The 14,258-nt window shown below is 39.4% G+C and carries 13 protein-coding genes and 1 pseudogene; 10 read left to right on the top strand and 4 right to left on the bottom strand.

All coding sequences use genetic code 11. The features are described 5' to 3' along the window. The first annotated feature begins 68 nt into the window (after positions 1-68). The 3 genes from FTU17_RS02960 (at position 69) to pyrF (ending at position 1,683) form a co-directional block, all read left to right on the top strand. Complete coding sequence (locus FTU17_RS02960; protein ID WP_067767464.1) at positions 69-371, top strand: integration host factor subunit beta; 303 nt, start codon at positions 69-71, stop codon at positions 369-371. Positions 372-395: 24 nt separating this feature from the next. Next, positions 396-761, top strand: a complete 366-nt coding sequence (locus tag FTU17_RS02955; protein WP_078188931.1) for a lipopolysaccharide assembly protein LapA domain-containing protein — start codon at positions 396-398, stop codon at positions 759-761. Positions 762-1,002: 241 nt separating this feature from the next. Beyond that, entirely contained in the window at positions 1,003-1,683 is a 681-nt protein-coding gene (gene pyrF / locus FTU17_RS02950; protein WP_180134649.1) for an orotidine-5'-phosphate decarboxylase, read from the top strand. A gap of 77 nt (positions 1,684-1,760) precedes the next feature. Here the strand turns inward: pyrF and FTU17_RS02945 are convergent, their stop codons facing one another. After that, the gene (locus tag FTU17_RS02945; RefSeq protein WP_180134648.1) at positions 1,761-2,669 is read right to left on the bottom strand and encodes a lysine exporter LysO family protein; all 909 of its coding nucleotides are present in this window, start codon (positions 2,667-2,669) and stop codon (positions 1,761-1,763) included. A 49-nt stretch (positions 2,670-2,718) separates the two neighbouring features. After that, positions 2,719-4,248, bottom strand: coding sequence for an NAD(P)/FAD-dependent oxidoreductase (locus tag FTU17_RS02940; RefSeq protein ID WP_180134680.1), 1,530 nt, complete (start codon positions 4,246-4,248; stop codon positions 2,719-2,721). A gap of 145 nt (positions 4,249-4,393) precedes the next feature. Between FTU17_RS02940 and FTU17_RS02935 the strand changes: the two genes are divergently transcribed. The 5 genes from FTU17_RS02935 (at position 4,394) to FTU17_RS02915 (ending at position 11,444) form a co-directional block, all read left to right on the top strand. Next, a complete protein-coding gene (locus FTU17_RS02935) occupies positions 4,394-5,401 on the top strand; it encodes an AraC family transcriptional regulator (protein WP_180007330.1) in 1,008 nt (335 codons plus the stop codon). 84 nt (positions 5,402-5,485) lie between these two features. Further along, entirely contained in the window at positions 5,486-6,637 is a 1,152-nt protein-coding gene (gene zapE, locus FTU17_RS02930; protein ID WP_111885050.1) for a cell division protein ZapE, read from the top strand. Between the two features lie 526 nt (positions 6,638-7,163). Further along, positions 7,164-9,326 (top strand): malate synthase G, encoded by a 2,163-nt coding sequence (locus FTU17_RS02925; protein ID WP_180134647.1) that lies wholly within the window; start codon positions 7,164-7,166, stop codon positions 9,324-9,326. A gap of 87 nt (positions 9,327-9,413) precedes the next feature. Continuing rightward, the gene (locus tag FTU17_RS02920; RefSeq protein ID WP_180134646.1) at positions 9,414-9,890 is read left to right on the top strand and encodes a hypothetical protein; all 477 of its coding nucleotides are present in this window, start codon (positions 9,414-9,416) and stop codon (positions 9,888-9,890) included. 111 nt (positions 9,891-10,001) lie between these two features. Then, positions 10,002-11,444 (top strand): aldehyde dehydrogenase family protein, encoded by a 1,443-nt coding sequence (locus FTU17_RS02915; protein WP_180134645.1) that lies wholly within the window; start codon positions 10,002-10,004, stop codon positions 11,442-11,444. Between the two features lie 82 nt (positions 11,445-11,526). Here FTU17_RS02915 and FTU17_RS02910 read toward each other — a convergent pair whose 3' ends face one another. Further along, positions 11,527-12,345 carry a hypothetical protein gene (locus tag FTU17_RS02910; protein WP_180134644.1) on the bottom strand — a complete coding sequence of 273 codons (819 nt, stop codon included), beginning with the start codon at positions 12,343-12,345 and terminating at the stop codon, positions 11,527-11,529. Between the two features lie 262 nt (positions 12,346-12,607). Between FTU17_RS02910 and FTU17_RS02905 the strand changes: the two genes are divergently transcribed. Next, positions 12,608-13,267 (top strand): SOS response-associated peptidase family protein, encoded by a 660-nt coding sequence (locus tag FTU17_RS02905; protein WP_180040273.1) that lies wholly within the window; start codon positions 12,608-12,610, stop codon positions 13,265-13,267. A gap of 21 nt (positions 13,268-13,288) precedes the next feature. Here the strand turns inward: FTU17_RS02905 and FTU17_RS02900 are convergent, their stop codons facing one another. After that, positions 13,289-13,753, bottom strand: coding sequence for a MarR family winged helix-turn-helix transcriptional regulator (locus FTU17_RS02900; protein ID WP_180134643.1), 465 nt, complete (start codon positions 13,751-13,753; stop codon positions 13,289-13,291). A gap of 335 nt (positions 13,754-14,088) precedes the next feature. On the opposite strand from FTU17_RS02900, the pseudogene FTU17_RS02895 reads away from it, so the two are divergent. After that, positions 14,089-14,258: pseudogene (locus FTU17_RS02895) on the top strand (IS701 family transposase); the annotation flags it as partial.

Here is a 14,258-nt window from a genome sequence, read left to right as displayed (position 1 = left end):
TTTTGTATTTAAACAGGTTATTATCAGGAAACTGATCCTAGGTAGCTTGATAATTAAAGAGGTCGCAGATGACTACTGAAGCACTTAATAAGTCTGACTTAATAGAGCGTATTTCTCTTAAAAACCCACACTTAGCTGAACCCTTAGTGGAAGAGGCCGTTAAGATAATGATCGATCAAATGATCGAAGCTTTGTCTACAGACAACCGAATAGAAATCCGTGGTTTTGGTAGTTTTGCATTACATCACCGTGAACCACGTGTGGGTCGTAACCCAAAAACAGGTAAATCAGTTGAAGTTGCAGCAAAAGCTGTACCGCACTTTAAACCTGGTAAAGCTTTACGTGATGCGGTAAACGAATCTGCAAACTAATTCAAAACATTGTTAGGGGTGTTTATGCGTTACGTATTGGTCGTAATTCTACTGGTCCTATTTGGATACTCATTGGCTTTGGTTCTACAAAACGGAACTGAACTTTCGGTCGATTTGTTGTTTACACAAGTGCCTGCAATGCGTTTAGGGCTTTTATTGCTATTAACCTTGTCATTAGGTTTGGTGTTAGGTCTTTTATTGGCAGTGCAAGTATTTCGAGTATTTCAAAATAACTGGGAAATTAAACGTCTACGTAAAGATATTGACCGCCTACGTAAAGAGCAAATTCAAACTGCTCAACTGGCTGCTGCTGAAGCGGCTGCACATACGCGTCATGAAAAGACAGTTTTAGATATTGATGCAAATGAGCGTCCTTCTAACCCGTTATAATTGGGTTTTTGAAGTAAATTAACTACTTTTATGAGTAGATTTAAATTTTATATTTAACACTCTGGTGGATCATCGGAGTGTTTTTTTTATGGGCTGAAAAAATAATACGCTTATCTCAAATAAAATAATGAGATAGCTCAATTCAAATTAATCATTTCAAATAACATGAGTTTTATGACTTTCTGATCAAGTTGAATACATCTATAATGCACTAATTTTGTCAAAATGAAGGGTAAGTCTCTTGAGTATCATCGTTGCACTAGATGCTAAAAGCCAATATGACGCACTTACAATTGCAGAGCAGTTAGATCCTGCATTATGTCGAGTTAAGGTTGGTAAAGAGTTATTTACCCATGAGGGTCCAAGTGTCGTTAAGGCCTTGCATGATAAAGGTTTTGAAGTATTTCTAGATCTTAAATTCCATGATATTCCAAACACCACAGCGCAAGCAGTTTGTGCAGCTGCGGATATGGGTGTGTGGATGGTCAATGTCCATGCATCAGGTGGTCGTAAAATGATGGAAACCTGTGTGGAGCGCCTAAAAGCAGGCAATTACAATACTCAGCTGATTGCTGTTACGGTTTTGACCTCGATGGGCCGTGAAGATCTTGTGGATTTAGGTTTGGATGTTGAACCTTTTGAACATGTGAAGCGTCTTGCGACTTTAACCAAAGAAAGTGGCTTAGATGGTGTGGTGTGTTCGGCTCAAGAAGCGAAAATGCTGCGTGAAACTTTGGGTGCTGACTTTGCTTTAGTGACACCGGGTATCCGTCCAGCAGGTTCTGCTGCTGATGATCAAAAACGAATTGTGACACCTAAACAAGCCATGCTTGATGGTTCTACACATTTGGTGATTGGTCGTCCGATTACCAAATCGGACAATATGCGTCAGACTTTAAAAGATATTTTGGCGACACTTTAATATTTACCCTCTCTCTAACTCTCTCCCAAAGGGAGAGAGAAAGTCCTCTCCCTTTGGGAGAGGATTTAGGTGAGGGGTTAGATAGCCGCCAATATACTCACTAATATTGGTGCAAGTACAGAAAGGATAAAGCCGCTGACCATGGCATGTGGAATAAAATCATTACCACAGGCTTGTTTGACCATAGGTAGGGTGACATCCATAGCTGTTGCACCCGCAGATGAAATTGCAGATCGTGGGTAACGCCAGCCAATAATATACATAAATACAATCGCAAAAATTTCTCTGAATAAATCATTCATCAGCGCGATACTGCCGAGATGTGCATTTTTTAATTCTGTCACGACGATACCTGTCATCGAATAGAAACCATATCCTTGTGACAGCATAATCAAATCTTTCAAGCTGATTTGTGGCAATAGATAGGCTGCAGCAAAAGCGCCCAAAAGTGAACCGACGATACAACCGAGTGGAACAAGTAGAATTTTCCAATTTAACCAAGAACGATCGAGCGGTGAGTAGGCGAGATCAAGCCCAATCAGAAACATGAAGACTAAAAGTAGATCCCAAGTACTAATATGTGGCTGAAGACTAAAATGTGCTGCCATTTCAGCAAAAGCATAACCTAAACCCAATGCAATAAAAGCATAGCTAATATTGATGAGTGAGCTTGTTACTAACTGCATGGACACTTTGCCATGACTGGGTTTATAGCCTAAAAGCTTAAATAAAATATAGCAGCAAATAAAAGCACCCACTGAAGTCAATAGTGCAATAAGTACTGATGAAGAGAGGATTTGCAGAGGTGCTGGAATAGTATGCAATGTTTCAGAAAATTCGATCGCAATCGCAAATAACAAAATATAAGTAAAATAAGGCAGGAGTATAAAGGCGATTTTTTCAAGCCAAGTGGGTAGGCGACGTGCAAGAATAAAACCAAGCCCTAAACAGGCTAAGAGCTGGAAAATCAACCAGAAAGATTGCATACAAAAATAGGCAGATAATGAATACCTGCCTATTATGACCTGTTATTGCTTAAGCTGCATGACTAGATTTTGTTTTACTGAGGAGTCGAAAATCGGCTGGATTTATTTTTCGAGTAGCCAGCCAATATTTCCATGTATAAGTTGGCCACAGTGCAAAATTTTTACCGCCATTTTGTTGATACCAGCTCACGCAGCCTGATTGCCATACCGTGCCATCAAGCATGTCTTGTACATGAGTGTTAAATTGATCTTGCACCTGATCTTTAACAGCGATGGCTTGAACATTAGATTTTGAAACCAATTGCATCATTTGTAAGATGTAATCGACTTGTGCCTCAATCATAAAGACCACTGAATTATGGGCAAGTACGGTATTGGGGCCTAATAATTGGAACAGATTTGGAAAGCCTTTGGTGCAAATGCCATAAAAGCTTTCTGCGCCAGCCTGCCACACTTGTTTGAGTTCTTGAGCATTTTCACCAATACATTCAAATGATTTTAAATAAATTCTTGGATCGGTAATAAAGCCAGTCCCATAGATTAAGCAGTCAATTTCACGGGATTTTCCATCTTTGGTAATAATGGCATTTTCAGTGATTTCTTGTATTGCATCACTGACCAATTCCACATTAGGTCGATTAAAGGTTGGAAAGTATTTATTAGAAATTAAAATGCGTTTACAACCCATGATGTAGTTTGGCGTTAGTTTCTTGGCAAGTTCAGCATCTTTCACTTGATACTTAATATACAGTTCTGCCAGTTTTTGCGCATACTTCATGGTGGTCGGCTTAACAATTGGCACGACACGTGATTCGTTGGTCCAATACAGGCGAGCGCGGTGAATTTTTCGAAACCAATCATATTTTTTAAATAATGATTTTTCTAAACCATGATAACTACGTTCATCTCGTGGAATGACCCAAGCTGCGGTACGTTGAAAAACATAAAGTTGCTGTGTTTGTGGTGCAATTTCTGGAATGTATTGGATGGCACTGCCGCCTGTACCAATCGATGCGACCTTTTTACCTGCTAATGGATATTGATGATCCCATTGCGAAGAATGGAACACTTTACCCTTAAATTTTTCAATGCCTGGAATATGTGGGATTAGTGGGACATGTAACGGGCCAGATGCAAAAATCACATATTGAGCGGTAATTTTGACGCCATCTTTGAGTTCTAAATGCCAGTCGCAGGTTGATTCATTGTAGTGGCTTGAAAGCACTTCACTGTTAAAGCGGCAGAACTGTTTTAAATTATATTCACGGGTAACGTGTTGGATATAGTCAAATATTTCCGGCGCTTCGGCGTAACGTTTTGACCAATCTTTTTTGGGTGCAAAAGAAAGCGAATACATATGTGATTGCACATCACACGCAGCGCCAGGGTAGCGGTTTTCACGCCAGGTTCCACCAAAATCATTGGCTTTTTCGAGGATCAGAAAATCTTGATTACCTTGTTGTAAAAGTCGTATCGCCATAGCAATACCACCAAAACCACCGCCAATGATGGCGATTTGTGTATGTATTTCAGAATTGGGTTTTGGGGTTTGCACTGTTTTTGTTTGCGCTTCCTGCATCATTTTTTTAATTCCAAGCTAAGAATACTTGAGTTCATAACCAGAACAATATGATTGAGGTGACAGAAAAATTGATCGAAACGGCAATGTTCATAATTGCAAATTTGTAGTAAAAAAGAAGAAATTTAATGTCATTTTACGATTTATGAAACGATCCATTCTAAGCCTGATGTATCTTGTACAAGGAATGCGTAAAGCAGGCGTAGATGTCGATCAACGTTTGCAAACTATCGGGCTGCGTGTCGATGCACTCGATCCTACTTCGGTGATTCATCCGAGTTTGGAGTGGGATGTACTGAAAGTCATTGGTAAAGATGTAGAACCTGAGCAAGGGTTATTTATTGGTCAGCATTATACGTTGGCGGGTTATGGTCCGTTGCTGATGTTATTGGTCACCAGTGATACTTTACGCCAAGCTTTAAATCAGGGAATTCGCTTTCAACAGTTGACGCATCTAACTGGGCGTTTGAGTTTGCAAATCAGTCAGCATAAAGTGGCTTTATGCTATCAACCACAAGATGTGTATGCGACACTGGGTGCATTATTGGCGCATTCAGAGATTTCAGGAACGTATAAATTCATCCGTGATCTGTACAAAATGATGGGGCTATCTACGCCACAAGTTCAAATTGATTTGCCATTTGCTGAACCCAAAGATCCCGAAAAATTAAAAATGTTTACTGATTATTATGGCTCTCAAGTTCGATTTGGTGCGCCATTTGCGGCATTTTGGTTCGATGAAGATGTTTTAGATATTCGGATCCCTTCCGCAGATATTATTACTTTTCGATTATATGAGTCGAAATGTATTGCGGAGTTAGAACGTTTAAGCGCCGATGAAGATGCGCCATCATTGGTTCAACGTGTGCAAGATTATTTGGAATTACAAAGTGGTGCGATGCCAAGTATGGCAGCAACTGCTCAAGCGTTGAACTTGCCAGAAAGAACTTTGCGTCATCAACTGCAACAGTTAAATACCAGTTATAAGCAAATTCGTGAAGATATTATTAAAGATAAAGCACTCCGTATGATTGAATATAATGAATATTCAATTGAAATGATTGCAGAATTGCTGGGCTATTCAGAACCTGCGGCGTTTAATCATGCGTTTAAACGTTGGTTTGGGCATAGTCCGAGACAATATAATAAATAGCCAATGCGCTTTACTGCCAAAGTGTTATATCTTCGAGTTTATTCTTCGTTATAATTCATTTAGCCCAAAAAAGTATTTAATGATATGTCAGATTTTCAGTCACCACACAACACCGCATTTACTCCGATTTCACCGGCTGAGCGTTATGCTCAAGCCTTAGCATCTGGTCAGTTTTTACCAGATCAGGAACAGGCGCAAGCGGTGCATGAGTTGGATCGAGTTTGGCAAGAATTAATCCAACGTTTTAAGGCTTCTAAAAAAGCGTTTCGTCGTTTCCGTCGTCAAACTGCACCGAAAGGGGTGTATATGTGGGGCGGTGTAGGACGTGGTAAAACGTGGCTGATGGATCAGTTTTATGATTCTGTGCCATTTCGACGCAAAACACGTATGCATTTCCATCACTTTATGCAGTACGTGCACCGTGAATTAAATAAGCTTTCAGGTCAGCGTAATCCACTAGACCTTGTTGCCGACCAAATTTATAAAGAAGCAGTCGTGATCTGCTTTGATGAATTCTTTGTATCCAATGTCACGGATGCAATGATTTTGAGTGATCTATTCCAAAAATTATTTACGCGTGGGATCACCCTTGTTGCAACATCTAACATCGCACCAGATGGTTTATATAAAAACGGGATCCACCGTGACCGTTTTATCCCAACCATCGAAATGGTAAAAAAGAACTGTGTGATTTTAAATGTAGACTCAGGCGTAGACTATCGTTTACGTGTATTGAAACAAGCGCAGTTGTTTAAGTCGCCTTTAACACATGAACATAAGTTGTGGATGGCACAGCGTTTTACAGCATTAACGCAAACCCAAACGGTTTCACAAGAGCCAATTATTATTAATCAGCGTATTGTAGAAACCATTGGTCATACGGAAGATGTGCTGTGGTGTGAATATTCTGAGCTTTGCCTAAAACCACGTAGTCCAGCGGACTTTATTGAAATTGCCAATATTTATAATACGGTCTTAGTGAGTAATGTGCCGCACATGACGGATTATTTGTCTGAAGGGACTCGTCGTTTTATCTATCTAGTTGATGAGTTTTATGACCGTGGTGTGAAGTTGTTGCTTACTTCAGAAGATACGATTATTGAATTATATCAAGGTGAAAAATTGGCATTTGAAATTGAGCGTACACGTTCGCGCTTATTGGAAATGCAATCTGATGATTATCTACATACCTCTCACCGTCAAATCAATGCACCAGAATCTACGGCAGAAAATTAAGCGTTTCTGTTGGAATGAAAAAAGAACGTCTTGATGGCGTTCTTTTTTTTTGATTTTTAGTTTTAGAAAACATGTATAAATTAAGAAAAGCTGTGGAACGAACAATAGAAGTTAAAGCAAAGTCTCATGATAAAAGCATCATTAAATAAGAAGTATGGCTGTTTAATAATTCATCGATAAAAGCGTTAAATTTAAACTGATTGGTTGAAGTTGTAGCATCGACATTGGCAGCATTTCATGGCTTAATCGAGTGAGTTTGTTTGACGCTTGGGTCTATTTGTTCAGTTTTAGAACAAAATTCTGCACTTAAGTCTAATTTCGACATTTCAAAAACTTTATACACTGTAAAAAGGTATTCAGGCTGATGATGACGTCGTATTTCTGATCTTTATTATGTTGAATGATGAGGGTATTTCATTACATAGAAAATGATCATTATTTAGGAATGTGATAGTACTATTCAGCAAAGTATAAATGGGTATACTAGAATCTCTTGTTATAAAAAATAGCAATATCAGGAAAGACAATGACTGCACGTATTCAAAAAGGCAAGTTAGCGATTGCTAAAGAACTTTACGATTTCATCGAAAATGAAGCACTACCGGGTTCAGGTTTAGACAGTGAAACTTACTGGAAAAACTTTGAACAAGTCGTTGTCGATCTTAGCCCAAAGAACAAAGCACTATTGGCTAAGCGTGACGACATTCAAGCTAAAATTGATGAATGGCACCGCAACAACAAATTTGAACTCGAAGCTTACAAAGCTTTCCTTACTGAAATTGGCTACTTATTACCAGAAGTAGAAGATTTCCAAATCAGCACAGAAAATGTAGACGAAGAAATCGCATTATTGGCTGGTGCGCAATTGGTAGTACCTGTGCGTAATGCACGTTACTGCTTAAACGCTGCGAACGCACGTTGGGGTTCACTCTACGATGCTCTTTACGGTTTTGACGTGATCTCTGAAGAAGGCGGCGCGGAAAAAGGTAAGGGTTATAACCCAGCTCGTGGCGCAAAAGTTATCGAATTTGCTAAAAACTTCTTAAATGAAACTTTCCCGCTAGCTAATGGTTCGCATGCAGATGCAACTAAATATGCAGTAGAAGGCAAAAAGTTAGTTGTAAGCCTAAAAGATGGCTCAACTGCAACTTTAGCGAAAGAAGCTCAGTTTGTTGGTTTTAATGGTGACGAAGCTGCGCCAACTGAAATCGTACTTTTAAACAATGGTTTGCATGTAATCATTGAAATTGATGCGACGAGCCCAATTGGTTCAACTGATGCTGCGGGCGTTAAAGACTTAGTTCTTGAAGCTGCAGTAACCACAATTCAAGACTTAGAAGACTCAATTGCAGCAGTTGATGCTGAAGAGAAAGTTGAAGGCTACCGTAACTGGTTAGGCTTAATGAAAGGTACACTTTCTGAGTCAATCGAGAAAAATGGTAAGATCATCACGCGTACATTAAATAAAGATCGTACGCACAAAAACTTAATCGGTGGTGAAACTACGCTTCACGGTCGTTCATTGATGTTGCTTCGTAACGTGGGTCATTTGATGACAAACCCTGCGATCCTTGTAGATGGTGCTGAAATCTACGAAGGCATCATGGATGCATTGATCACACCGTTATTGACGTTTGCAGATATTAAAGGCGAAAACGAAAACAAGAACTCTCGTAAAGGTTCTATGTATATCGTTAAGCCAAAAATGCACGGTCCAGAAGAAGTTGCATTTGCAGTTGAATTATTTGAGCGTGCTGAACAAGCGCTTGGTCTACCTGCGAAGACTTTGAAAATCGGTATCATGGACGAAGAACGTCGTACTTCTGTGAACTTGAAAAACTGTATCGCGCAAGCGAAAGATCGTACGATCTTTATTAATACAGGTTTCATGGACCGTACGGGTGATGAAATCCATACTTTCATGGAAGCAGGTCCATTCGTTCGTAAAGGCGAAGTGAAGTCTCAAATCTGGTTCCCTGCATATGAAAACCGTAACGTGATGATCGGTCTTCAAGCAGGTTTACGTGGTAAAGCGCAAATCGGTAAAGGCATGTGGCCAAAACCAGATATGTTGCTTGATATGTATAAAACTAAGATTGAGCATCCAGAAGCTGGCGCAAGCTGTGCATGGGTTCCGTCTCCATCTGGTGCTGTTATTCACGCGATCCATTACCATCAGTGCAATGTTTCTGAGCGTCAAAAAGAGTTGTTGAATACTCAACCGCTATCTTTAGATGACTTGTTAACACCGCCTTTAGCGACAGATACAAACTGGTCTGAAGAAGAGAAAACCAAAGAACTCGAAAATAACCTTCAAGGTATCTTGGGTTATGTGGTTCGTTGGGTTGATTTGGGTGTAGGTTGTTCAAAAGTTCTAGACATCAACAACGTTGGTTTGATGGAAGACCGTGCAACTTTACGTATTTCTTCTCAACACGTTGCGAACTGGTTACGTCACGGTATCGTAACTGCTGAGCAAGTTGAAGAAGTATTTAAGCGCATGGCGAAAGTTGTAGATGAGCAAAATGCCAACGATCCACTTTACACACCAATGGCACCAGGCTTTGATGGTTATGCATACAAAGCTGCTTATGACTTAGTATTCAAAGGTGGCGAGCAGCCTTCTGGTTATACAGAGCCGCTTCTTCATGCTTACCGTTTAAAATTAAAAGGTTATACAGGTGACTAATCTGTAAATCAAAAAAAGCCTCTTCGGAGGCTTTTTTATTGCTTGAGAAAGTTAGAATGTCGACATAAAAAATGAAAAGGAAACTCCATGTATTTATGGAATGTAAATCGGTTGGTGGATGATATAAGACTGAATAAAGTCTCAGAAAGCCATTATAAAAACTACTATATTGCCAGCTCAATATTGATTTTCTTTAGCTACTTAGCACTGACCTTAACCCCAGAATCCAAACCTACAGAAGCTTGGGCTTCGTTTGTTTTACAAGTTGGTCTGATGATCAGCTGGGTGAATGCCATATTTAAAGCCAATGGCGGCGAGCAAGGCCGAGATTTTTTAAAGCGCTTTATTGCATTGTATTTGCCCGTAACGATTCAGAGTTTAGTCCTCTTTATCTTGATCGCTGTTGTTGTCGAAGGGCTGTTACCCATGTTGACCGTTAACATGGAGGAGGCTGCGCTTGAGCAACTCACCACAGTTAAAGATCTAAGTTTTGAAGTCATCATTAGCTGTTATATTTATTGGCGAATCTATAAAGCGATGCGGCAGATTCATCAGCCTGTTTAAAGTATAAGGTTGTAAAAGAAATTAATTATAAAGTTTTATCCTGTTTTTCTCATAGCTTTTCAATGCTGAAGCCTTTACATTGGGATGAATGATAAAAATAGGATGGAAACGATGTCAGCTTATACCGCATTAGATTTGCAATATATTGGTGGGCAATGGCGAGCAGGGACTTCAACGCGTCACATCAAGAATATCAATCCCTTTAGCCAAGCACAGATTTTTGAATTGCAGGCAGCCAGCAGTGTCGATGTAGACAGTGCTTATAGTGCGGCAGAAGCAGCATTTAAATCAGAAAAGACCAAGTCTATTAAAGTACGTCAGCAAGTTATCAACAAATTAGCTCAAACCATTCAGCAGCGCAGAGAAGAAATTATTCAATGGCTGATAGATGAATCTGGGAGTACACGTTTAAAAGCCAATATTGAAGTTGATGCGGCGCTCGGCATTATCCAAGAATCGCTGAGTTTTCCTGAAAAAATGCAAACCACGCAGTTGGAGAGTAAAGATCCGAGTCGAAAGAGTTTTGTCTTGCGCAAACCCTTGGGTGTCATTGCGGTGATTAGCCCTTGGAATTTTCCATTTCATTTGTCGATGCGTTCTGTGGTGACGGCGATTGCTTGTGGAAACTCTGTTGTTCTTAAACCAGCCAGTGATACGCCAGTCACAGGTGGTACATTACTCGGCAAATTATTTGAAGAAGCAGGTTTGCCGCATGGCGTATTGAATGTTGTTGCAGGCAGCGGCAGTGAAATTGGGGATTATTTTGTAGAACATTCTGTACCTAAAATGATTTCTTTTACTGGCTCTACAGAAGTCGGTAAGCAAGTTGGCGTGAAAGCTTTGGCAAGTTCACGAATTAAGCGGCTTGCACTAGAGTTGGGTGGTAATGCGCCATTGGTAATTTTGGATGATGCAGATTTAGATTTAGCTGTTGAATTGACTGTAATGGGGCGGTTTTTGCATCAAGGTCAAATCTGTATGAGTACGAACCGCGTCATTGTGGATGAATCTATACATGATGCTTATGTGGATAAGCTTATTCAGCGAGTAAAAACAATTGTCGTCGGTGATCCAAATGCTACTGAAACCCTCATAGGGCCTATCATCAACAAGGCGCAGGTTGATAAATTAAAAACCATTATTCAAAATGCTATTCAGCAAGATGCAATTTTAGCCTATGCAGGCGGCATTGAAGGTCAATTGGTTGCACCGCATATTTTTACCCATGTGGATGCACACGCTGATATTGCATTGGAAGAAAGCTTTGGGCCAATCTTGCCGATTTTAAAAGCGCGAGATGAAGCACATGCACTAGAATTGGCGAATTCAACCCGATTTGGTTTATCGAGTGCGGTATGTACGTCAAACTTAGCGCGCGGCGGAGAGTTTGCTGCCAAACTCGATATAGGCATGACGCATATCAATGGCATCAGTGTGGCGGATCATTCTAATGCACCCTTTGGTGGTGAACGTAATTCAGGCCTTGGCCGTTTTAATGGTGAGTGGATATTTGAGGAATTTACCCGCACCCATTGGCAGACTTTCCCCGCTTAAAATACACAAAATGAAGTCTATTTTATCTTGTGCAATAGACTTCACAACAGGCTCTGTTGCGCAGGAGCAGGACCTCTCTAGTTTATTTCCATGAAATATCAGGAAGTATATAGTCCCAAAAACGACTCCAACGTGTTTTGTAATAGAGAAAAGCGCCAATATCCTGACTTGAACAATTATTCTGATAGTACATTTGCTGATTCATCAACAGCATAGGCTTACGTTGCAAGGTCGTTATATACAGCTTTACCTGCACTTTATAATTGTAGATTGAATAATTAGAAGAAATAGTCTCGGTTTTCATTTTTTGGATATTGTTAATATACACATCAAACTTCAAGCCATTTTTGTAATCCGTTGCCTCATGAATTGTTCGATCTTCGATTGGAATAAGCGAATTGTTATCACTAAACGCTAAATATGCATTATGTTTTTGTTTTCCTTGTTGATAATTAAACTGAATAGCTGAATTTGCAGTGGTGAAATAGGGGAGCGCATCCAGAGGATTGATCTTAAAAGTGCCTGTACAATCTGTCCTGACACGGCCTTCATCTGCGTTCACTGTAAACCAGTCAAATTGATCTTCTAATTCTGTCGTGTGGGCTTCATCTGCGTCAGGAAGAATCACGCCAAATTGATCTTCTAATTCTGTCGTGTGGGCTTCATCTGCGTCAGGAAGAATCACGCCAAATTGATCTCGTTGTCTTTGCTGATTTTGCATCAAGCGATAACTATTTTGAGCATGTTTTGCAAAACGGATTTCAGGAAACATTTCTGGAGATGTAATTTTAAAGTCAGAGACATTGATCATTTCACCATAGGGCAGGATGACTAATGAGAACTGCTGCTCTTGGGTGTTGGGATGATTTTTGACCGTGACCCAATGATGTGTACTGATCATTTGCTGATTGCGAAAATGCTTATATTGAATGCGGTATTTGCCTGCAGGGATCTCGATTTCATTGATCAGGCTTTGTTTAAATGGATATTCATTGAGATATAGCGCGTCGAGACTAAAAGGTAGAAATGAAACGGTATGTACAGAAACTTTTGCTGCTTTGCAGTTGGATATAGACTTAAACTGAGAATTAAAACGATAAAGCGACTTCGGTCTAGATTTTTCATTTATTATAAAGATTGAATTTTTGCGGATTATGGCAAATATGTGTGCCAATTTCAAACCGATTACCTTAGCGCAATTAAAGTCGCAAAACTTGCCTGAAATCAGTTTTGAATATCCTGAGGAAGTCTATCCAAATTATGATTTACCACTGCTCTTTAAGTCTGAGCAAGGGCTAGAGTGGCGAAAAGTGGGTTTTGGCATGGTGCCTAAATGGGCCGAAGACAAATCTATTGCACTAAAAACCTATAATGCCCGAAATGAAACTTTGTATCAAAAGCCGTCTTTTATCAATGCGATCTCAAAATGTAAGTTTGGCGTAATTCCAGTGTCTGAATTTTATGAGTCTATGTATATCGACAATAAACCGCAGCGTTGGAGTGTTAAACGCAAAGATGGAGAAGCGTTTTATATCGCTGCCTTATATGACATTTGTCGGCAAGGTGATGAGATTGTACGTTCTGCAACCATGATTACGATGGATGCTATTCAGCATGAGATGATGAAACACTTTCATGAGCCAGGTAATGTAAAACGCTCAGTGATTGTGATTCCGCATGCACGATTAGAGGAATGGCTGAGTTGGAAATCACCGAATATCCAAAGTTTTGTACAGGGTTTTCCTGTTGACGAATTTGAATGTGAGCATGCACCCAAAATAAAAATCGAAAAAATCAGTCCCCAACTGAACTTTTTCGATTGATACTTCGGTGATGCAGAATGCTTAGCGCGCTAAGTTTTTGAAAATGTGCTTTAAACTTTCCATGGTTTTTTCAATTTGTAGCGGTGTTAAGCCTTCAAAAGATTGCTCGAGAACGACATTCGTTAGATCGTTAATCTTTTGCGTCATAGCAGTGCCTTTATCGGTTAACACGACGCGAGTAATACGTGCATCATCTTCACAAGAATAAGTGTCTACTAAGCCTTCATCTTTTAAGCGATAAACAATTTTGGTTGTCGTCGACATTTTAGACACGACCATTTCAGATAAATCCGAAACGCTCGCATGTGGCTTAGACTTGAGTGCGAGAAGGATACGGCGACGTGAATTATCAACACCATATTTTTTCAACGCATGGTCAACGTTTAAAACGTATTGAGCATGAACCTGAGTGACCCAGTAGAAAGGAAAATTTTCTAAGCTAAAGTCATCGATGGATGGTAAAAATTTTGAATACTTTTTTGTCATAAAGGAGTCCCCTGAATATTTGTTTTAATTTTATTTAATGTTTTAACATTCTATTGAAAAATAGAGGGTAATAGCAAGAGTTCACAATAAAAAAATAGAAAGTAGAAGATATCTCATTTTTAGATTATCTTAATAGATTATATTGATATTCTGTCCAAGCGATTAAAAAAGAATAAAAGTAATTTTTGCTATAGAGAGATAGTGTAGTGAAAATAAATAAGTTTTTAATTCAAATTGAATATTAATATATTTTACCAAAAGGTTGAAATAAATAATTCATAGGACTTACGCATTGACGGATTCAAAAAAGTATTAAAATACTTTATAAAGTATCTGTGATCAGACGAATTAAACATGCTTCTACAGCAACTTGTACATTACCCATTTATATGGGCTTTCTCATGACAGAACCGAACTCTATTAGCTGCACACAACTTGCCGAGACTTATAATATCTCGCATGATAGTGTAAATCGCTTTCTAGAGCGTGAAGACTACACACCTCA

It is taken from the genome of Acinetobacter sp. YH12070 (assembly GCF_013419625.1).
GTDB classification, from domain to species: Bacteria; Pseudomonadota; Gammaproteobacteria; order Pseudomonadales; family Moraxellaceae; genus Acinetobacter; species Acinetobacter amyesii.
The sequence above is the reverse complement of the archived record's forward strand: the minus strand, read 5'-3'. Positions and strand labels throughout refer to the sequence as shown.